A 20,866-nucleotide genomic window follows, 5' to 3' on the forward strand; every position below is an offset into this window, starting at 1 on the left:
CGTCGGTCGTGCCGGCGTTACTTGCGGTTGCCGACCCCGAGCACCTTGGACGAGGCCGGTCCGGCCGCCGCCGCGCCGTGCCCGGCGCCCTCGAACTCGGCGGCGACCGCCAGGTCGCCCGAGTACGCGGTGAACCAGGAGTTCGCGTCGGCGCTGCTGTCGACCTCGGCGGTGCCGGTCTTCGCGCCGGAGCCGACCGGCAGGGCCGGCTTCACGCTCGCGGCGGTGCCGGACTTGACGGTCTGCGTCATCAGCGACCGCAGGCTGGTGAGCACGTCGGGGGAGAGCGTCCGGGCCGCCTTCACCTGGTCCATGCCGGGCACCAGGATCGGCTGCCGGAACACCCCGGACTGCACGGTCGCGGCGATCGACGCCATGCCCAGCGGGTTGGCGCGGATCTTGCCCTGGCCGATGAACTCGCTGGCCGCGCCCGCCATGTTGGACTCGACCGGGATCTGGGTGTCGAAGTTCGACAGGCCGGTCTTCCACACCAGCCCGATCCCGAACACGTCCTTGGCGAGCGAGGGCAGGCTGTCCGGCTTGAGGACGTCCTTGCCCTTCTCGATGAACGAGGTGTTGCAGGAGTTGATGAACGCGTCGGTGAGCGTGTACTCCGGGTGCGCGCCCTTGAAGTCGTTGCTGATCGACCGGCCGGTGACCATGGTGGTCTCCGGGCAGGGCATGTTGGTGGTCGGGGTGACCCCGGCCTCCAGCAGCGCGGCGGCGGTCAGCACCTTCATGGTGGAGCCGGGCGCGGTCGCGCCGGAGAACGCCCGGTTCTGACCGGTCACCGGGGAGAACGCGTAGGCCAGGATGCCGCCGGTGCTGGGCTCGATCGCCACCAGCGAGCCAGGCTTGCCCTGGGCGGAGACCGCGGACTCGGCGGCCGCCTGGAGGTCCGCGTCCAGGGTCAGCTTCAGGTTGGGGACGGGCTTGGGCTCCTTCAGCGTGAAGACCTTCTCCGCGGCCCCGTTGCCGGACGCGGGGGAGATCACCACGGCGCTGCCGGCGTCCTCCGGGGCGCCGCCCGCCGGCGCGGCGGACTTCATCTGGTTGAGCAGGCCGGTGAGCGAGGGGTAGCCGGCCAGCGGCTTGCCCTTGCGGTCGGTGACGGCGGCGGGCGCGGCGAACACCGGCTTGATGCCGATGGTCTCGTTGGCGTCCAGCTTCGGGTGGATCACGCTGGGCGCCCAGTGCACGGCGGCGGTGCCGTCGCTCATCTTCACCACCCCGAGCACGCCGTCGTAGTTCCACGGGGTGCCGGTCTCGGCGAACTCCAGCGAGGCCTTGAAGCCCTCCAGCACCCCGGTCGGCGCGGCGGGCGCCGTCGAGGACGCCGACACCGACGCCGAGGCGGAGGCGGACGCCGTGGCGGACTTGGAGGGAGACGGGCTGGGCGCGGTGGTGGGGCCGCCGACGGTCAGGTGGACGGCGGAGGGCTTCACGTTGGTCTGGAAGGCCTGCAGCGCGGCCTGCGCCTTGTCCGGGTCGTCGGTGAGCTTGGCGGCCTCGAACAGGTCGCCCTTGGCCCAGGCGTCCAGGAACGCCTTCGCGCCGGAGGCGGCGAGCTCGGGGCTGGGGGGCTCGGCGACCACGGTGCGCGGCTTCTTGGCGGCGTCCTTGCTGCCGGAGTCGCCGGAGACCAGGGCGTAGGCCCCGTAGCCGCCGCCGAGGAGCACCACCGCGGCGAGCGAGGCGATGCCGATCTTCGCACCGTTGTTCACGTCGGGACCCCCATACAGTGTCGTGGCCGCCAGGATTCAGCGGCCACGACACCTTAGACAGACACCATCCGCACACTCACGACACATCACCGGTTTGTGACAGTTCCGGTACACGCTTTCCGGTGTGGCTCAGATCCAGGTGGAGAGCCACATCCGGCCGTTCCAGTCCGTCATCGGAATCGTCTGACCGGTGTAGATCGGATAGAAATACAGGAAATTCCACATGATCGCCGCGATCAACAGCCCCGCCCCGGTGGCGCCCGCCAGCCTGCGGTCCGGCGAAGCCTGGGCCGGGCCCAGCATCGCACCGATCATCATGGTCACCGCCAGCGCCAGGAACGGCACGAAGCACACCGCGTAGAACAGGAAGATCGTCCGCTCCTGGTACATGAACCAGGGCAGGTAGCCGGCGAACACCCCGCTCAGCAGCGCCCCGGCCCGCCAGTCCCGGCGCAGCACCAGGCGGTACAGGCAGTACCCCAGGGCGACGATGCCCGCCCACCACAGCAGCGGGGTGCCGATCGCCAGCACCTCGCGGGCGCAGTCGTTGGCGGTGCAGCCGGCCTGGCCGTTCTTCGGCGACTCGTAGAAGAACGACACCGGGCGGCCCAGGAACAGCCAGCTCCACGGGTTGGACTGGTAGGTGTGCGGGCTGTGCAGGTTGGTGTGGAAGTCCCACATCGTGAAGTGGTAGTGCCACAGGCTGCGCCACCAGTCCGGGCCGAAACCGCCGGGGTGCTGCGCCGCCCAGTCACGGAAGTAACCGCCCTTGCCGGGCTCGGCCGAGGACAGGATCCAGCCGGTCCAGGTGGCGAGGTAGGTGACCGACGCGGTGATGCTGAGGGCGAGACCGGAGCAGATCCAGTCCCAGACGTAGCGCAGGAACCGCCAGGCCTCGTCGATCGGCGGCAGGCCCGCCGCGGCGCGGACCCCGCCGACCAGCCGGCGGGCCGAGTTGTCCCAGAGCGCGACCAGCACGACGAAGGTGGCGATCGCCGGGCCGCCGCTCCACTTGGTGCCCATCATCAGGCCCAGGCTGACGCCCGCCGCCAGCCGGTAGGGCCGCCAGCCGAGCTGCCACCAGTCGGTGCCCAGCCCGGCGTCCAGCCGCTTCACGATCAGCGCCCGGGTGCGGTCCCGGTCGATCAGCAGCAGGCCGAACGCGGCCAGGAACCAGAACATCACGATCAGGTCGAGGATCGCGGTCCGGCTGAGCACGAAGTGCAGGCCGTCGACCGACAGCAGCAGCCCGGCCACGCAGCCCAGCAGGGTGGAGCGGAACAGCCGCCGCCCGATCCGGGCCAGCATCAGCACCGACAGGGTGCCGAGCACGGCCATCATGAACCGCCAGCCGAACGGGTTCATGCCGTAGATCTGCTCGCCCAGGCCGATGATCCACTTACCGACCGGCGGGTGCACGATGTACGCCGGGTCGGTGCGGAACGGGACGCTCGGGTTCGCCCCGGTGATCAGGTTGTTGGCGTCGTCCGACCAGTTGGTCTCGTAGCCGACCTGCCAGAGCGCGTACGCGTCCTTCGCGTAGTACGTCTCGTCGAAGATCAGCGCGTGCGGCCCGCCGAGGTTGACGAAGCGCAGCACGCCCGCGAAGAGCGCCACCGCGATCGGGCCGAGCCAGCCGGACCAGCGGACCAGCCAGGACCACAGCGCGTCCGGCAGCCGGATGCCGAGCCGGACCAGCAGGGGCGACGGCGCCACCTGCTCCGGGGTGACGCCCGGGCCGTCCGGCATCGGCGGCACCAACTGCTCGTCCAGGGGCGTGCGCCGCGGCGCGCGATAGCCCGCGCCGGACAGCGCCCGGGCCCACCGGGACGCCGGTTCGGGCTCGGCACGCGGCCCCGGAACAGCGGCCGGATCGGCCGATTCCAGCACGGTCACGCCACCCCGCTCAGGGTGGTCCATACCACTGTCCATGTCGCCGCTCACGGGCCACATCGTAGGGGCAATGGCTGAAGTCACAAGGGGTCCCCGCACGGTCCGCGCCGCACCGCGACGCGTCCGTCCCGGTGAGGACCCCTGCCGGTAGGGGAGGATGGTCCCGTGACTGGTGTTCTCGTACTGGCAGGTACCCCCATCGGCGACGTCGAGGACGCGCCGCCCCGACTGCGCGCCGAACTGGCCGAGGCGGACGTCATCGCGGCCGAGGACACCCGGCGGCTGCGCCGGCTCACCCAGGCGCTCGGGGTGACGCCGACCGGCCGGGTGGTGTCCTACTTCGAGGGCAACGAGGTCGGCCGCACCCCCGAACTGGTCGCCGCCCTCCAGGGCGGCGCCCGGGTGCTGCTGGTCACCGACGCCGGCATGCCCTCGGTCTCCGACCCCGGCTACCGGCTGGTGGACGCGGCCGTCGCCGCCGGGATCAAGGTCACCGCGGTGCCCGGCCCGTCCGCGGTGCTCACCGCGCTGGCGCTGTCCGCGCTGCCCGTGGACCGCTTCACCTTCGAGGGCTTCCTGCCCCGCAAGGCCGGCGACCGCTCCCGGCAGCTCGCCCAGATCGCCGCCGAACCGCGCACCATGGTCTTCTTCGAGGCCCCGCACCGGATCGCCGAGACCCTCGCCGCGATGGCCGAGGCGTTCGGCGCCGACCGGCCCGCCGCGGTCTGCCGCGAACTCACCAAGACCTACGAGGAGGTCAAGCGCGGCCCGCTCGCCGACCTCGCCGCCTGGGCCGCCGACGGCGTCAGGGGCGAGATCACCGTGGTGGTGGCCGGCGCCCCGCCCGCCGCCCCCGAGGAGGTCGGCCCCGCCGAGCTGGCCCGCCGGGTCGCCGTCCGCGAGGAGGCCGGCGAGCGCCGCAAGGAGGCGATCGCCGCGGTCGCCGCCGAACTGGGCCTGCGCAAGTCCGTGGTCTTCGACGCCGTGGTGGCCGCCAAGCACGCCGGCTGACCCGACGTGTGCCCATGGCCGGAATCGGTCGTACGTTGGAATGAGCAACCCCAGCGGAGGGCCAATTCGGAACCAAGACTTGGCAAGCCGGGCATCGGACGGACCCTCCCGGGCATTCCCTGGGATGGAAAGACCCGCGCCGGGCCCGCCAGGTCGGGCGACGGGCTCCGAGCGAAGCGAGGTGGCGCATGAGCGACACGATCGACGGCCCCCTGGAAGGCGGAGCGCCCAGCGGCCTCGGGCTGACCACCCGGCCGCGCATCCCCGTGGAGACGGTCCGCGAGGCCTACTCCTTCGTCTGCCTCAACTGCGGCTACGGCTGGGAGCAGGCGTACGACATCGAGCACCACACCGGCCGCGACGGACACACCGTGGTCGAGTACAAGGCGAACGGGGTCAAGGTCCCGTCCCCGCTGCGCGAACTGGTCTGCCCCGGCTGCGGCGGCGAACGGGTCCGGATCATGCGGGCCGGCCGGGTGGCCGGCGTGGCCGCCATGGCCGCAGCCCCGGGATACGCCCCCACCGCCGAACCCGAGGGCCCGCAGAAGCCCCACAAGCCCCACGTCAGGCACTGGTGGAACCGGCTGCTGCGCCGCCACCGGGTCGCCTGACCCGATTCGTCGAGGCCCCGGCGGCCCCGGACCGCGGCCGCGGTCCGGGGCCGCGGCGCGTGGCGTTGACTAGGATTCCCGGCTATGGCGCACTTCGACTTCGCAGAGCACCCCGGCGCCGGCGCGTACTACGTCACCACGCCGATCTACTACGTGAACGACCGCCCGCACCTGGGCCACGCGTACACCACCGTCGCGGGCGACGTGCTGACCCGCTGGCACCGCCAGCGCGGCGAGGACGTCTGGTACCTCACCGGCACCGACGAGCACGGCCAGAAGATCCTGCGCACCGCCGAGGCGCACGGCGTCACCCCGCAGGAGTGGTGCGACCGGCTGGTCGAGGAAGCGTGGAAGCCGCTCTGGCAGCACCTGGAGATCGCCAACGACGACTTCGTCCGGACGACCCAGGCGCGGCACACCGAACGCGTCCAGGAGTTCGTCCAGGACCTGTACGACAAGGGCGAGATCTACCGGGGCAGCTACACCGGCCCGTACTGCGTCGGCTGCGAGGAGTACAAGCTCCCCGGCGAACTGCTGCCCGGCGCCACCGAGGACGAGAAGCTCTGCCCGATCCACCGGCGGCCGGTCGAGTGGCTGGAGGAGGAGAACTACTTCTTCAAGCTCTCCGCGTACGGCCCGAAGCTGCTGGAGTTCTACGCCGCCGACCCCGGCTTCATCCAGCCCGCCGCCGCCCGCAACGAGGTGCTGCGCTTCGTCGAACAGGACCTCAAGGACCTGTCGATCTCCCGCTCCACCTTCGACTGGGGCGTGCCGCTGCCCTGGGACGACAAGCACGTCCTGTACGTGTGGGTGGACGCCCTGCAGAACTACATCACCGCGGCCGGGTACGGCGCCGACCCCGAGCGGTTCGCCCGGCTCTGGCCCGCCTCCGTGCACCTGGTGGGCAAGGACATCCTGCGCTTCCACGCCGTCATCTGGCCCGCCATGCTGATGGCCGCCGGGCTGCCGCTGCCGAAGCGGGTGGTCGCCAACGGCTGGCTGATGGTCGGCGGCGAGAAGATGTCCAAGTCCAACCTGACCGGCATCGCGCCCACCGACCTCACCTCGCACTTCGGCGTCGACGCCTACCGCTACTACTTCCTGCGGGCCATCCCGTTCGGCACCGACGGGTCGTTCTCCTGGGAGGACTTCACCGCCCGCTACACCTCCGAACTCGCCAACGACTTCGGCAACCTGGCCTCCCGGGTCGCCGCGATGATCGGCAAGTACTACGACGGGGTGCTGCCCGCGGCCGCTGCCCCCGGCGCCGCCGAACAGGCCGTCGCGGACGCCCTGACCCGGGCGGTGGCGGAAGCCGACCGGCGGATCGGCGAGGAGCTGGACTTCGCGGGCGGCATCGCCGCGATCTTCGAGTTCATCAAGACCGTCAACGGCTACCTGACCACGCAGGAACCCTGGAAGCTCGCCAAGTCCCCCGAGCACCGGGACCGGCTCGCCACCGTCCTGTACACCGCCGCCGAAGCGCTGCGGGCCACCGCCGTGCTGCTCAACCCCGTGATGCCGTCCGCCGCCGCGAAGCTCTGGGACTCCCTCGGCGCGGAGGCCGCGCTCGGCCCGCTCGCCGAGCAGCGCCTCGCCGCCGTCGCCGACTGGGGACGCCTGCCCGCCGGCGCCCTCGTCACCAAGGGCGACATCCTGTTCCCGCGCCTCGAAGCCCACGAAGCCCCCGAAGCCCCCGAAGAGAAGACCGCCTCCTGATGGCCGCCAACGCCAAGAAGAACGACGACCGCTCCACCCCGCCGCCGCTCCCCGAGCCGCTCGCCGTCCCCGTCGCCGACTCGCACACCCACCTCGACATGCAGTCCGGCACCCCCGCCGAAGGGCTGGCCCGCGCCGCGTCGGTCGGCGTCACCACCGTCGTCCAGGTCGGCTGCGACGTGCCCGGCTCGCAGTGGGCCGCCGACCTCGCCGCCGAGTACGAGCAGGTCCACGCCGCCGTCGCGCTGCACCCCAACGAGGCCCCGCGGATCTTCCTCGGCGACCCCGACGGCTGGTCCGGCCGGCGCCGCTCGCCCGGCGGGCAGGACGCGCTCGACGCCGCCCTCGCGGAGATCGACCGCCTCGCCGCCCTCCCGCACGTCCTCGCCGTCGGCGAGACCGGCCTCGACTACTTCCGTACCGGCCCCGAGGGCGTCGACCTCCAGAAGGAGTCCTTCCGCCGCCACATCGAGATCGCCAAGCGCCACGGCAAGGCCCTGGTCATCCACGACCGGGAGGCCCACGAGGACGTCATCGCCGTCCTGCTGGAGGAAGGCGCCCCCGAACGGACGATCTTCCACTGCTACTCCGGCGACGCCGCGATGGCCCGCACCTGCGCCGAACACGGCTGGTACCTCTCCTTCGCGGGCCCCGTCACCTACAAGGCCAACCACCCCCTGCGCGAAGCCCTCGCCGCCACCCCCCTCGACCGCATCCTGATCGAGACCGACGCCCCCTTCCTCACCCCCCACCCCTACCGCGGCCGCCCCAACGCCCCCTACCTGATCCCGGTCACACTGCGTGCGATGGCGGCCCATCTGGCGCTGGGCGAGGACGAGTTGGCGACGGCGATTGCCGCGAACACGGCCAAGGCGTTCGGTTACTGACCGCATCCGGACGTGGGGCCTGCTCGTTAGCATGCAGGCAGTGAGGAGGCTGTGATGAGCGCCGAACCGATCGACTGGGTGTATCCGCCGGCCAATGGCTGGACGTTTGACCAGGTCAGTGAGCTCGATCTGCCGTTCAAGTGGGAACTGGTGGACGGAGCGATCGTGGTCAAGGGACAGACTGTGTGGTGGCACGACCAGGTGCGGGACGAACTTCGCTCCGCACTTCGTGAGGCCCGGTCGGAGCAGTACGCGGTGAACGCCGAGCGCTGTGTTCTGATCGACGAGCGCACCGCGCTCCTGCCCGATGTCGTCGTGTTCGACAAGGTCGGGCTGAGCATGCGCGAGCTGGCGTGCACCCCGATCGAGTCGGTGGCCCTGGCCGTCGAAGTCGTCTCCTGCGGTTCGCGGACGGCCGACCGCTTCGCCAAGCCCGGCCTCTACGCCGAGAAAGGCGTCCCGTCCTACTGGCGGGTCGAGCGCGGTGACGACGATCTTCCGGTCGTGCACGAGTTCCGCCGCGATGACGTGCAGGGCATCTACCTCCCGGTCGCCGTGCACGAAGGACTGCTCCGTAGCGACCTGCCGTTCCCCGTCGAGATCGATCTCAAGCAGTTGGTGGAACTCTGACCCGTATCCTTGGCGGGTGAGCACCACCGAACCCACCTCCGACGGCCACCTGCTGGGGGCCGCCGACATTCGTGCGCTGGCCGAGGCGTTCGGCGTGAAGCCGACCAAGCAGCGCGGGCAGAACTTCGTCATCGACGGGAACACCGTGCGGCGGATCGTGCGGGCGGCGGAGGTGACGGAGCAGGATGCCGTGGTCGAGGTCGGGCCGGGGCTCGGGTCGCTGACGCTGGCGCTGCTGGAGGTGGCGCGGCACGTCACGGCGGTGGAGATCGACCCGCTGCTGGCGCGGCACCTGCCGGACACCGTCAAGGGCCGGATGCCCGGCAAGGCCGACAACTTCGACCTGGTGCTGAGCGACGCCATGGACGTCACCGAGCTGCCCGGCCCCGCGCCGACGGCGCTGGTGGCGAACCTGCCGTACAACGTCGCCGTGCCGGTGCTGCTGCACATGCTGGAGACGTTCCCCAGCATCGAGCGGACCCTGGTGATGGTGCAGAGCGAGGTCGCCGACCGGCTCGCCGCCAAGCCCGGCAACAAGGTCTACGGCGTGCCGTCCGTGAAGGCCAACTGGTACGCGGACGTGAAGCGGGCCGGCGCGATCGGGCGGAACGTGTTCTGGCCCGCGCCGAACGTCGACTCCGGGCTGGTCTCGCTGATCCGCCGCGACCCGCCGTCGACCACCGCCACCCGCCGCGAGGTGTTCGCCGTCGTGGACGCCGCGTTCGCGCAGCGCCGCAAGACCCTGCGGGCCGCGCTGGCGGGCTGGGCCGGTTCGCCGGCCGCCGCCGAGGAGGCGCTGCGCGGTGCGGGCATCGACCACACGCTGCGCGGCGAGATGCTGACCGTGGAGCAGTTCGCCGCGATCGCCGAGCACAAGCCGAAGACTCCGGAGCAGTGATGGTCACGGTCCGCGTTCCCGCCAAGGTCAACGTCCAGCTCGGCGTCGGCGGGGTCCGCCCCGACGGCTACCACGACCTGGCGAACGTGTTCTTCGCCGTCGCCCTCGGCGACGAGGTCACCGCGACCGCCGCCGACGGCGTCACGCTGACCTGCACCGGCCCCGACGCGGACGCCGTCCCGCTGGACGACACCAACCTGGCCGCCCGCGCCGCCCGCCTGCTCGCCGCCCACCACGGCCTGCCCGACCCGGGGGTCCACCTGCACATCGCCAAAGCCATCCCGGTGGCCGGCGGCATGGCCGGCGGCAGCGCCGACGGGGCGGCCGCCCTGCTCGCCTGCGACGCCCTCTGGGGCCTCGACACCCCCCTCGACACCCTGCTGGAACTCGCCGCCGAACTCGGCTCCGACGTCCCGTTCGCGCTGCTCGGCGGCGTCGCGCTGGGCCGCGGGCGCGGCGAGATCCTGGAGGCGCTGCCGGTCGCCGGCACCTTCCACTGGGTCTTCGCGGTCGCCGACGGCGGACTCTCCACCCCGGCGGTGTTCCGCGAGTGCGACCGGCTCCGCGAGGAGTCCGGCACCGGCGCCACCATCGACGACGTCCCCACCCCGGACGCCGACCCCGCGCTGCTCGCCGCCCTCGCCGACGGCGACCCCGTCGCCCTGGCCGACGCCCTCAGCAACGATCTCCAGGCCGCCGCCGTCTCGCTGCGCCCCTCGCTCGCCGACACCCTGCACGCCGGCACCGAGGCCGGCGCCCTGGCCGCCCTGGTCTCCGGCTCCGGCCCGACCTGCGCCTTCCTCGCCAAGGACGCCGACGCCGCCGCCCACATCGCCACCGCCCTCCGGGCCTCCGGCACCTGCCGCACCGCCCACGCGACGTACGGCCCGGTCCCGGGCGCGCAGGTGGTCCGGGCCGCCGGCTGACGCTTGACCTGGAGTGCACTCCAGGTTCCAGACTCGTTTTGCGCGGCCCGCACCGGGCGGGTCGCGGGACGAGGGGAACCCGGATGCGCAAGCGCACCATCGGAACCGATCCGCGCACCCGTCGCGAGGTCAGTGTGCTCAGCCTCGGCGCGATGCTGTTCGGCACGCTGACCGACGAGGCCACCTCCTTCGCGGTGCTGGACCGGTACGTCGAGGCCGGCGGCAACTTCGTCGACACCTCGAACAATTACGCGTACTGGCAGGACGGCAGCCAGGGCGGCGCCAGCGAGGAAGTCATCGGACGCTGGCGGGCCAGCCGCGGCATCACCGACGAGGTGGTGATCGCCACCAAGCTCGGCGCCCGCCCGAAGGCCCCCGGCACCGGGTTCGTCGAGAACGGCGAGGGGCTGTCGGCGGAGGTGGTCCGGGCGTCGTCGGAGGCCAGTCGGCGGCGTCTCGGCGTGGAGAAGCTGGACCTGCTGTACGCGCACATCGAGGACACCGCGGTGCCGCTCGCCGAGACCGTGCACGCCTTCGGCGAGCTGGTGGACGAGGGGACGGTCGGGCTGCTCGGCGTCTCCAACCACTGGTCCTGGCGGGTCGAACGCGCCCGCAACCTCGCCGCGCAGGCCGGCCTGCCCGGCTACGAGGTGCTCCAGTACGCCCACACCTACCTGCGCCGCCGCAGCGACCGTCCCGGCCTGCTCAGCCCCGACGGCGACCAGGCCGCCGTCCAGGGCGACCTGCTCTCGTACCTCAGGGAGAGCCCCGAACTCACCCTGGTCGCCTACTCCCCGCTGCTCGGCGGCGGCTACGTCCGCGACGACAAGCCGCTCGGCCCGTCCTTCGACCACGCCGGCACCCCGGCCCGCCTCGCCGTGCTCGACGCGGTGGCCCGGGAGACGGGGGCGACCCGCAACCAGGTGGTGCTGGCGTGGCTGCTCGGCGGCGAGATCCCGGTGGTTCCGCTGGTGGGGGCGTCCTCGGTGGCGCAGCTGGAGGAGAGCCTGGGGGCGCTGGACCTGGAACTGACGGACGGGCAGCGGGCCCGGTTGGACCGGGCGCGGTAGGACGAACAGCGGCGGTGCACGTCCGCACTAGGCTTGGGGTTCGTTCCACCCCCTTCCTCACAGGAGTGCAGCTTCGTGGCCGTCAACCTCGCCACCATCGAGTCCGTCACCAAGGTGTACGGCACCAGGGCCCTGCTGGACGGGGTGAGCCTCGGCGTCAGCGAGGGCGACCGGATCGGCGTGGTGGGCCGCAACGGCGACGGCAAGACGACGCTGATCCGGATGCTGGCGAAGCTGGAGGAGCCGGACAGCGGCCGGATCACCCATTCCGGCGGGCTGCAGATGGCGGTGCTGACGCAGCACGACTCGCTGGACCCGGAGGCGACCATCCGGCACGAGGTGATCGCGGACCGGGCCGACCACGAGTGGCTCGGCGACGCCCGGATCCGCGACATCGTCCAGGGCCTGTTCGGCGGCCTCGACCTGCCCGGGTTCGCGAACGGCCTGGACACCGTGATCGGCCCGCTGTCGGGCGGTGAGCGCCGCCGCATCGCGCTGGCCAAGCTGCTGCTCGGCGAGCCCGACCTGATCGTGCTGGACGAGCCCACCAACCACCTGGACGTGGAGGGCATCGCCTGGCTGGCGAAGCACCTGCAGAACCGGCGCTCCGCGCTGGTCTGCGTCACCCACGACCGGTGGTTCCTGGACCAGGTCTGCACCCGGATGTGGGACGTCCAGCGCGGTGAGGTGCGGGAGTACGAGGGCGGCTACTCGGACTACGTGTTCGCCCGCGCCGAGCGCTCCCGGATCGAGGCGACGGAGGAGCAGAAGCGGCAGAACCTGGCCCGCAAGGAGCTGGCGTGGCTGCGTCGCGGCGCCCCGGCCCGGACGTCCAAGCCGCGCTACCGGATCGAGGCGGCGAACGCGCTGATCGCGGACGTGCCGGAGCCGCGCGACAAGTCCGAGCTGATGAAGTTCGCCAACGCGCGGCTGGGCCGCACCGTCTTCGACCTGGAGGACGTGACGGTCAAGGCGGGGGAGAAGCTGCTCCTGGAGCGGCTGACCTGGCAGCTCGGCCCGGGCGACCGGATCGGCCTGCTGGGCGTCAACGGCGCGGGCAAGACCTCGCTGCTGCGGGCGATGCAGGCCGCGTACGCGACCGAGGGCGACGTGCAGCCGGCCGGCGGTGTGATCAAGGTCGGCAAGACGGTGCGCCTGGCGTACCTCTCGCAGGAGGTGGCCGAGCTCGACCCGACGACCCGGGTGCTGCAGGCGGTCGAGCAGGTCCGCGGCCGGGTCGACCTCGGCAAGGGCCGGGAGATGAGCGCCGGGCAGCTGTGCGAGCAGTTCGGCTTCGGCAAGGACAAGCAGTGGACGCCGGTCGGCGACCTGTCCGGTGGTGAGCGCCGCCGGCTCCAGCTGCTGCGGCTGCTGATGGACGAGCCGAACGTGCTGTTCCTGGACGAGCCCACCAACGACCTGGACATCGAGACCCTCAACCAGCTGGAGGACCTGCTCGACGGCTGGCCCGGCTCGATGGTCGTGATCAGCCACGACCGGTTCTTCATCGAGCGGACCACCGACACCGCGTACGCGCTGCTCGGCGACCGCCGGATGCGGATGCTGCCGAACGGCGTCGACGAGTACCTGGAGCGCCGCACCGCGATGGCGGAGGCCGCCGCCGCGGCCGCGGCCGCGCAGGTCCCGGCCGCCGCGGAGACCGCCTCCGGCCTGTCCGCGGGCGACCTGCGGGCGGCGAAGAAGGAGATGCAGAAGCTGGAGCGGCAGATCGCCAAGCTGGACCAGCAGGAGTCCAAGCTGCACGCCCAGCTGGCCGAGCACGCCGCCGACTTCTCCAAGGTCGCCGAGCTGGACGGGCAGCTGCGCAAGGTCCGCGAGGAGAAGGAGGAGCTGGAGATGGGCTGGTTGGAGCTGGCCGAGCAGGTCTGAGTCGGGTTCTGAGGTCCTGACCGGGCGCCGGGGCGGTCAGTCGAGCAGGACGTCCAGCTCGTCCGCGGCCCGGGCCAGTGCGCTGCGGGTGGGGTCGTGCGGGCCGGTCGGGCGGGCGGCGCGGCCGGACGGCGGGCGGTGGGCGCGGGCGGCGTCGGTGAGTCGGTCGAGCGAGTGCAGCACGCGCTCGACCGCCTCCGGCTCGGGTTCCGGTCCGCCGTACCGGAGTTGGGCGGCGTAGGCGGCGACGGCGCCGGCCAGCCGCTCCAGGGCGGCGGTGGCGGGCAGCCACTGTTCGGCGAGGCGGCCGGCCGGCGGGGGCTCGGTCAGGCCGAGCTGGACCTGCCTGCGGGCGTCGGCGAGCGCCCGGTAGGCGGTGCGGCGCAGCCACACCTCGGCGACGGCCTCGCCGCGGGCGACGGTGGCCAGGTATTCGCGGACGGTGGCGGCGGCGGTGACGATGCCGGGCTCGATCCGGTGCGGGGCGCGTTCGGGCCACAGCAGGTAGCCGAAGACCAGCACGATCACGCTGGCCAGCGTGGTGTCCAGGACCCGCGGCCAGAACTCGGCGGCGCCGCTCTCCCCGCCGAGCTGCACCAGGATCAGCGCCACCGGTGTCATCACGGCGGTGTTCAGCCCGTAGTGCGCGGCGGTGGAGTACGGCAGCAGCGCCACGCAGAGCGAGACCGCGATGCTCAGCGCCCAGGAGTTCGTGGTGACGGCCAGCAGGAGCGCGGTGACGGCGATGCCCAGCACGGTGCCCAGCACCCGGCTGACGGCCCGCTGGAACACCGAGCCCAGATCCGGCTTGAGGACGAACGCCACCGTCAGCGGCACCCAGTAACTGCGGCTCAGCGTCAGCGCGTTGACGGCCGCCTCGGCGACCGCCACGCACAGCGCGACCCGCAGGCCGTAGCGCACCGAGCCGCGCGAGAGCAGGCGGGCGCGCAGCCGCCACGGGTCGGGCGGGGGCGGGGCGGCGGTGTCGAGCGGGGCCCAGCGGCCCGCGACGGTGTCGGCGGCAGCCCGCAGCGCGGTGTCGAACGCCGTCCGGGACGGGGTGTCGGGCTGCCAGTCCGGGTAGTCGGGCTCGGGGCCGCCGGTGATCTGCCGGGCCAGCGCGGCCGGGAACCCGGCGACCTCGGGCGGCACCGGACGCCATGCCCAGAGCAGCCCGGCGGCGGCCTCGGTGGCGCCGAGCGCGGCCTCGTAGGAGCGGCGCAGCCTGCGCAGCCGCTGCGACTCCGGACGGCCCGGGCGGGCCGCCGGCAGCAGGTCCTGCATCAGGTTGAGGCGCGCGGTGAGCACCCGTCGGGCCGCCGCCCCGTCGGGGGTGCCGAGGGCGGTCAGCATGGCGCCGAGCGCCCGGTAGACCTCGGCGAGGGCGACGGTGCGCGGGTCGGTCCGTACGTCGGTGCGGTAGCGCAGGCCCAGCAGCAGCACCAGCGCCGCGCCGCACGGCATCATCGCGGGCGCCGCCCACCACGGGTGCGGCAGCGCCATGCCGCCGCCCAGCGAGGCCGACACCAGCAGCAGCATGCCGGCCGCCGAGCCGCGCGGGCCGGTCGCGGACAGCGCGCCGCCGACGAAGCCGAGCGCGGTCAGTGCGAGGCCGACCTGCAGCCCGTCCGCGCCGCGGTGCTGGAGCGAGGTGCCGATCAGCATGCCGGTGGTGGAGGCGGTCAGGGCCAGCGCGATCCGCGGGGCGCGCAGCCGCAGCGGCTCCACCCGGTCGTTCATGGTGGCGTGCATCGCGCCCAGCGCCGCGAACACCCCCAGGTCCAGCCGCCCGGTCAGCAGCCCCGCGACCAGCGGGACCGCCATTCCGACCGCGGCCCGTACGGTCTGCCGCCACGGCACCGGCGGCCGGGCGGGCCGCAGGGCCAGCGCCCACCAGGAGGAACCGGATGCGGGGCTGCGGCCGGGGGCTGACACGGAATCACGCGCCTTTGCTGCACGAGAGGTTCGCGGCTGCTGGCGACATTGCACGGCAGATCGGGTCTTCTCGGGCAGTTTAGCCCTCGGACCTGCGCGGAGCCGATTTCCCATGGGGTCCGCCGAGCATGTAATGTTTCCCTCGTCGCAAGGGGAGCCCGCAGGGCGCCCGGAGCAACAAGCCCCTATAGCTCAGTCGGTAGAGCGTCTCCATGGTAAGGAGAAGGTCTGCGGTTCGATTCCGCATGGGGGCTCAGCAGACGAAGGCCCCGCCTCACGGCGGGGCCTTCGGCGTTTTCGGGGGCTCCTCGGCGCTTCGCCGGTTTTTCCAACTCTTCACCAAACCCGGGGTCGGCCCGGTACGTCCCCTGGCGGCCCGCGCACGGATGCGCTGTGATGGTGCGTCTGTCGGCCGGACCGGGGAGGGACGGTATGAGCGTGCGGCTCGTGGTCGCGGACGATCACCGGCTGATGGCCGAAGCACTGGGCACGGCCCTGCAGCAGCGCGGCCACCGGGTGCTGGGGGTGGGTTCGCCGTGCGGCTCGGTGCTGGACCTGGTGGTCGGGCGCCGTCCGGAGGTCTGCCTGCTGGGGACGGCCGCCGGGCCGGACGACCCGTTCGAGGTGCTGCGCCGGTTACGCCGGGAGCGCCCGGAGATCTCCGTGGTGGTGCTGGGCCCGTTGGGTGCGCCGGGCCGGGTGGCGGCGGCGTTCGCCGCGGGCGCGGCGGGCTATGTGCGCAGCGACGAGCGGATCGAGGTGGTGGACCGGGCGATCGCGCGGGTCCGGGCGGGGGAGGCCGCCGTCGCGGTGGAGGTCCTGCGCGCCGCGTTCGAGCACCTGCTGTGGCCGGTCGCCGAGCCCGACGACGAGGCGGTGCGGCTGCTGCGGCTGCTGACCCGCCGCGAGGTGCAGGTGCTGGCCCGGATCGCGGACGGGGAGGACACCGCGGCGATCGCCGCCGCGATGCGGATCGCCCCGTCCACCGCGCGCACCCACGTGCAGCGGGTGCTGACCAAGCTCGGCGCGCGCTCCCGGCTGGAGGCCGCGGCGCTGGCCGCCCGGACCGGTCTGCTGGATCAACTGGCGTGAGAACGGCGGGCGTTCGGCGTGCCGCGCGGGCGGGCGGCGGGATGCCGGCGGTGCGGGGGAACCCGCGGGTCGGGCGGGGCGCGGCCGCTGTCGGCGCCCCCGGGGCCGGTCGCCGGCTGGCCGGGGCGGGCCGCCAGGTGCCATATGCTCCCGACGAGAACACCGAGTGGTTGCGGAGGTCGAGGGCATGAGCAAGTACCTGGTCACGGGCGGAGCCGGCTACGTGGGCAGCGTGGTGGCGGCGCACCTGCTGGAGGCGGGGCACCAGGTGACGGTGCTGGACGACCTGTCGACCGGTTTCGCGGAGGCCGTGCCGGACGGCGCGGAGTTCGTCCGCGGCCGGGTCCAGGACGCCGGCGACGTGCTCGACGCGTCCTTCGACGGGGTGCTGCACTTCGCCGCGTCCTCGCAGGTCGGCGAGTCGGTGGCGGACCCGGAGAAGTACTGGCGCAACAACGTGGCCGGCTCGCTGGAGCTGGTGTCGGCGATGCGCAAGGCCGGCGTCGGCAAGCTGGTGTTCTCCTCCACCGCGGCCACCTACGGCGAGCCGGAGGAGGTGCCGATCAAGGAGACCGCGCGCACCTCGCCGACCAACGCCTACGGCGCCACCAAGCTCGCCGTGGACCACCTGATCACCTCCGAGGCGATCGCCCACGGCCTGGCCGCCGTCAGCCTGCGGTACTTCAACGTGGCCGGGGCGTACGGCCGTTACGGCGAGCGCCACGAGCCGGAGTCGCACCTGATCCCGCTGGTGTTCCAGGCGGCGCTGGGCCAGCGTCCGTACATCGCGGTGTTCGGCGAGGACTACCCGACCCCGGACGGCACCTGCATCCGCGACTACATCCACATCGCCGACCTGGCCGAGGCGCACCTGCTGGCGCTGGGCGCGGCCAAGCCGGGCGAGCACCTGATCTGCAACCTCGGTAACGGCACCGGCTTCTCGGTGCGCGAGGTGATCGAGTCGGTCAAGCGGGTCACCGGCCGGGAGATCCCGGTGCAGATGGCCGACCGCCGGCCGGGCGACCCGGCGGTGCTGGTGGCCGCCGCGGACCGGGCCCGGGAGGCCCTCGGCTGGACGCCGAAGCGCCCCGAGCTCGACCGGATCGTCGCCGACGCCTGGGAGTTCACCCTCGCCCACCGCGCCTGACCAGCCCCGCTCCCGGCCCGATCACCACCCCCGAAGTCCCTGCGTACAGGAACTTCACCAAATCCCCACGCCGTACCGGCGGCCGCCCGTACGCTGAGTGAGGCACCGGTGGGGGTCGGGCCACGAGCAGGGGGGCAGGACGATGGGACGGATTCGCGTCCTGGTGGTCGACGGCCACCGCATTTTCGCCGAGGCGCTCGCCACGGCACTCGCCGCCGAACCCGATGTGGACGTCGGGGCGGCCGGCAGCGCCGCCGCGGCCGAACGCGCGCTGGAGCGGGCGGCGGCCGAACGCCGCCCCTACGACGTGGTGCTGGTCGACGCCGATCTCGGCGTCGCCCCGCCGCCACCGGCCCGGGGTGCCCTGCCGCAGCCCCGCCAGGCCCCTGCGACGCCCCAACAGCGGCCCGCGGTGGGGCAGTTGGTGCGCCCACAGGCCGCCGTCGGGCGCCCGCCCGCCGACGCCGCCCGGGCGCCCGCCGACGCCGCCCGGCCGCCGGGCGACGGGATCGCCCTGGTCGGCCGGGCCTGTCGGGCCCACCCGGCGCTGCGGGCCGTGATGCTGGCCGCCGCCGACGACCCGCAGCGGGCCGTCCGGGCCCTGCAGGCCGGGGCCAACGGCTGGGTGGCGCGGGAGAGTTCACTCGGCGCGCTGATGGCCGTGATCCGCGGCGTGCTGCGCGAGGAGACCCACCTGCCGCCCGCCCTGCTGACCGGCGTGGTCCGCGAACTCACCTCCGCCCGGCGGGACCGCTCGGAGAGCGAACGCCTGGTCGCCGCGCTCACCCCCCGCGAGGAGGAGGTGCTGCGCTGCATGGTGGCGGGCCTCGGCCGGCAGGCGGTGGCCGAGCGGCTCTTCCTGTCCCCGCACACCGTCCGCACCCACATGCAGAACGTCCTGGGCAAGCTGGGAGTGCACTCCACTCTCGCGGCGGTCGCGGTCGCCCGCCGTGCCGGGATCGCCCCCTCGGAGCCGCCCGGCCCGCTCGCCGTACCCGCCCCCGCCCCACCGCCGACCGTCGCCTCGACCGCAGGCCCCGGCGCGGGCTGACCGGCCCCGCCTTCCGAGCAGGTTCCACTCCGTGCGTCAGCGAGACCGGAGGTCAGATGTCGCCGAACCGTACTTCCGCACGCCTGCAGGCAGCCCGCACCCGCATCCCCGAGCAGCGTGCCGACTCGTCCGGCCTGCGCACCCTGGTCGTCGGGGCCGGCGCGGCCGGCACGGCCCTGGTCCGCGACCTGGACCGGACCCCGGAGTTCGGCCTCACCCCCGTCGGGGTGCTGGACGACGACCCCACGAAGGCCGGCCGGAACGTCTCCGGCAGCCCCGTCCTGGGCCCGCTCGCCGACCTCACCGCGCTGGCCCTCGCGCACCGCGCCCAGGTGGTCGTCCTCGCCATCCCCGGCCTGCCGCACCAGCGGGTCCGGGAACTCGCCACCGCGGCGGCGGCGGCCGGCGCGGCCGTCCGCTACCTGCCGTCCTTCCTGTCCGCGCTGCGCCGCGAAGTCGTCGGCTCCGATCTGCGCACCCTGGACGTCAACCGGCTGATCGGCCGCCACGAGGTGCACGTCGTCTCACCCGACGTACGCACCGTCATCGAGGGCCGCCGGGTCCTGGTGACCGGCGCGGGCGGCTCCATCGGCAGCGAACTCTGCCGCCAGGTCCAGGCGTTCGGGCCGGCCGCGCTCTACATGCTCGACCACGACGAGTCCAACCTGCACCGGCTCCAACTCGACATCTGGGGCGAGGCGCTGCTCACCGACGAGTCCCTGGTGATCGCCGACATCCGGGACCGCCCGCGGATCCAGCAGATCTTCCGCGACCTGAGCCCCGAGGTGGTCTTCCACGCCGCCGCGCACAAGCACCTGCCGCTGCTGGAGCGCCACCCCAGCGAAGCGGTCAAGTCCAACGTCCTCGGCACCGACCACCTGGTGGAGGCCGCACTCGCCACCGGCGTCGAACGCTTCGTCCTGATCTCCACCGACAAGGCCGCCGACCCGACCTCCGTCCTCGGCGCCAGCAAGCGCCTCGCCGAGCTGATCGTCCAGGCGAACGCCCGGGACGCCCGCAACCTCGGCACCGGAGTGTTCGCCGCCGTCCGCTTCGGCAACGTGCTCGGCTCCCGCGGCTCGCTGCTCTCCGTCCTGGAGGAACAGCTGCGCAGCGGCGGGCCGGTGACGGTCACCCACCCCGACGTCACCCGCTTCTTCATGACCATCGAGGAAGCCGTCGGCCTGGTCCTGGAGGCCGGGCGGATGGCCGAGGGCGGCGAGGTGTTCGTCCTGGACATGGGCGAGCCGGTGCGCATCGTGGACCTGGTGAAGAACTTCGCCGAACAGGTCCAACTGGGGCCGGACGAGGTCGAGATCCGCTACACCGGCCTACGGGCCGGCGAGAAGCTCAACGAGGCCCTGTTCTCCGACGCCGAGGAGCGACTCCCCACCGCCCACCCGCGCATCTACGCGACAGTGGCGGGCCAGGTCACCGCGGACCTCGCCGGCGGCCTCACGACGCTCTACGCCGCCGCGAGCGGCAACGCGGACGCGACGGTCCGCGACTGCTTGACGGCACTGCTGCCCGGCTACCGGAGCGCCCCGACACGGCCTCCGGCCCTCGCCAGCCTTTATCCGGACGGGTTCTGACCACCAGGGGCCCGGGGAACGGCGAGGGTTCGTGGCGGACGGTCATGGGGGCACTGGGCGGATGGGGGCACTGGGCGGGCGGGCGTTTCCGGTCTCCCGGTACCTCAGGACACCCGAAGCAGCATGACCGCATCTCAGGGTTCGACCAACCGCAGACCCGGCCTCGCCGTTCCCCGAGCCCCTGAAAAACCCCAGCGGAAGTCTTAGCCTGCGCGGTCGAAGGGGATGACCAACTGCCGCAGCAGCGAAGCGAGTTCGCCGCGCTGGGTGGGCGCCAGCTGCGCAAGGATCTCGCGTTCGTGGGCGAGCAGGCCGGCCAGGGCCTGGTCGGCCCTGTCGCGGCCGGCGTCGGTGAGGCGGACCAGGACGCCGCGGCGGTCGTCGGGGTCGGGGAGGCGGACGACCAGGCCCTTGGTGGTGAGGCGGTCGATCCGGTTGGTCATGGTGCCGGAGGTGACCAGGGTCTGGGTGAGGAGCTGGCCGGGGGAGAGCTGGTAGGGGTCGCCGGCCCGGCGCAGCGCGGTGAGGACGTCGAACTCCCAGGGTTCGAGGCCGTGCTCGGCGAAGGCGGTGCGGCGGGCGCGGTCCAGGTGGCGGGCGAGTCGGCTCACCCGACTGAGGACCTCAAGGGGTTCCACGTCGAGGTCGGGGCGCTCACGGCGCCATGCTGCGACCAGGCGGTCGACCTCGTCCTCCATGACGATCAGTGTATCGGGGGTTGTGTCGATGTGAAGTCTCTTGACATCAAGAGATAACAAAGGAACGCTCGGCCTTCGAAAGATATCTTGAC

Annotated in this window: 17 protein-coding genes and 1 tRNA gene; 14 read left to right on the forward strand and 4 right to left on the reverse strand. The window is 73.0% G+C overall.

All coding sequences use genetic code 11. The features are described from left to right. Window positions 1–17 precede the first annotated feature (17 nt). The gene (locus ACIQF6_RS10740; RefSeq protein ID WP_400892763.1) at window positions 18–1,724 is read right to left on the reverse strand and encodes a penicillin-binding transpeptidase domain-containing protein; all 1,707 of its coding nucleotides are present in this window, start codon (window positions 1,722–1,724) and stop codon (window positions 18–20) included. Between the two features lie 129 nt (window positions 1,725–1,853). Beyond that, window positions 1,854–3,677: a dolichyl-phosphate-mannose--protein mannosyltransferase gene (locus ACIQF6_RS10745; RefSeq protein ID WP_400892765.1), complete on the reverse strand. Its 1,824-nt coding sequence runs from the start codon at window positions 3,675–3,677 to the stop codon at window positions 1,854–1,856. Between the two features lie 105 nt (window positions 3,678–3,782). Between ACIQF6_RS10745 and rsmI the strand changes: the two genes are divergently transcribed. From rsmI to ACIQF6_RS10790, 9 genes are all read left to right on the forward strand, one after another. Beyond that, the gene (rsmI, locus tag ACIQF6_RS10750; protein WP_400892768.1) at window positions 3,783–4,628 is read left to right on the forward strand and encodes a 16S rRNA (cytidine(1402)-2'-O)-methyltransferase; all 846 of its coding nucleotides are present in this window, start codon (window positions 3,783–3,785) and stop codon (window positions 4,626–4,628) included. Window positions 4,629–4,816: 188 nt separating this feature from the next. After that, window positions 4,817–5,239, forward strand: a complete 423-nt coding sequence (locus tag ACIQF6_RS10755) for a hypothetical protein (protein WP_400892771.1) — start codon at window positions 4,817–4,819, stop codon at window positions 5,237–5,239. Window positions 5,240–5,323: 84 nt separating this feature from the next. Then, entirely contained in the window at window positions 5,324–6,958 is a 1,635-nt protein-coding gene (gene metG, locus ACIQF6_RS10760; RefSeq protein WP_400892774.1) for a methionine--tRNA ligase, read from the forward strand. Further along, window positions 6,958–7,845, forward strand: a complete 888-nt coding sequence (locus ACIQF6_RS10765) for a TatD family hydrolase (protein ID WP_400892777.1) — start codon at window positions 6,958–6,960, stop codon at window positions 7,843–7,845. Before metG ends, ACIQF6_RS10765 begins: the two co-directional genes overlap by 1 nt. Window positions 7,846–7,899: 54 nt before the next feature. Further along, window positions 7,900–8,475 carry a Uma2 family endonuclease gene (locus ACIQF6_RS10770; RefSeq protein WP_400892780.1) on the forward strand — a complete coding sequence of 192 codons (576 nt, stop codon included), beginning with the start codon at window positions 7,900–7,902 and terminating at the stop codon, window positions 8,473–8,475. A 16-nt stretch (window positions 8,476–8,491) separates the two neighbouring features. Next, complete coding sequence (rsmA, locus tag ACIQF6_RS10775; RefSeq protein ID WP_400892783.1) at window positions 8,492–9,373, forward strand: 16S rRNA (adenine(1518)-N(6)/adenine(1519)-N(6))-dimethyltransferase RsmA; 882 nt, start codon at window positions 8,492–8,494, stop codon at window positions 9,371–9,373. Further along, window positions 9,373–10,299 carry a 4-(cytidine 5'-diphospho)-2-C-methyl-D-erythritol kinase gene (locus ACIQF6_RS10780; protein ID WP_400892786.1) on the forward strand — a complete coding sequence of 309 codons (927 nt, stop codon included), beginning with the start codon at window positions 9,373–9,375 and terminating at the stop codon, window positions 10,297–10,299. Before rsmA ends, ACIQF6_RS10780 begins: the two co-directional genes overlap by 1 nt. Window positions 10,300–10,382: 83 nt before the next feature. Further along, window positions 10,383–11,369 (forward strand): aldo/keto reductase, encoded by a 987-nt coding sequence (locus ACIQF6_RS10785; RefSeq protein WP_400892788.1) that lies wholly within the window; start codon window positions 10,383–10,385, stop codon window positions 11,367–11,369. 75 nt (window positions 11,370–11,444) lie between these two features. After that, the gene (locus ACIQF6_RS10790) at window positions 11,445–13,259 is read left to right on the forward strand and encodes an ABC-F family ATP-binding cassette domain-containing protein (RefSeq protein ID WP_400892791.1); all 1,815 of its coding nucleotides are present in this window, start codon (window positions 11,445–11,447) and stop codon (window positions 13,257–13,259) included. A 36-nt stretch (window positions 13,260–13,295) separates the two neighbouring features. Here the strand turns inward: ACIQF6_RS10790 and ACIQF6_RS10795 are convergent, their stop codons facing one another. Then, a complete protein-coding gene (locus ACIQF6_RS10795) occupies window positions 13,296–15,194 on the reverse strand; it encodes an FUSC family protein (protein ID WP_400892794.1) in 1,899 nt (632 codons plus the stop codon). Window positions 15,195–15,375: 181 nt separating this feature from the next. On the opposite strand from ACIQF6_RS10795, the gene ACIQF6_RS10800 reads away from it, so the two are divergent. From ACIQF6_RS10800 to ACIQF6_RS10820, 5 genes are all read left to right on the forward strand, one after another. Next, a tRNA-Thr gene (locus ACIQF6_RS10800) sits at window positions 15,376–15,448 on the forward strand. A gap of 178 nt (window positions 15,449–15,626) precedes the next feature. Continuing rightward, window positions 15,627–16,286: a LuxR C-terminal-related transcriptional regulator gene (locus ACIQF6_RS10805; RefSeq protein ID WP_400892796.1), complete on the forward strand. Its 660-nt coding sequence runs from the start codon at window positions 15,627–15,629 to the stop codon at window positions 16,284–16,286. A gap of 187 nt (window positions 16,287–16,473) precedes the next feature. Further along, window positions 16,474–17,433 (forward strand): UDP-glucose 4-epimerase GalE, encoded by a 960-nt coding sequence (galE, locus tag ACIQF6_RS10810; protein WP_400892799.1) that lies wholly within the window; start codon window positions 16,474–16,476, stop codon window positions 17,431–17,433. A gap of 142 nt (window positions 17,434–17,575) precedes the next feature. Further along, on the forward strand, window positions 17,576–18,484 hold the full coding sequence (locus ACIQF6_RS10815) for a LuxR C-terminal-related transcriptional regulator (RefSeq protein WP_400892801.1): 909 nt from the start codon (window positions 17,576–17,578) through the stop codon (window positions 18,482–18,484). Window positions 18,485–18,540: 56 nt separating this feature from the next. Beyond that, complete coding sequence (locus tag ACIQF6_RS10820) at window positions 18,541–20,076, forward strand: polysaccharide biosynthesis protein (protein WP_400892804.1); 1,536 nt, start codon at window positions 18,541–18,543, stop codon at window positions 20,074–20,076. A gap of 203 nt (window positions 20,077–20,279) precedes the next feature. On the opposite strand, the gene ACIQF6_RS10825 is transcribed toward ACIQF6_RS10820, so the two are convergent. Beyond that, window positions 20,280–20,774, reverse strand: a complete 495-nt coding sequence (locus ACIQF6_RS10825; protein ID WP_400892806.1) for a MarR family winged helix-turn-helix transcriptional regulator — start codon at window positions 20,772–20,774, stop codon at window positions 20,280–20,282. Window positions 20,775–20,866: the final 92 nt, after the last annotated feature.

This window comes from Kitasatospora sp. NPDC092948, from assembly GCF_044754805.1.
Classification (GTDB): Bacteria; Actinomycetota; Actinomycetes; order Streptomycetales; family Streptomycetaceae; genus Kitasatospora.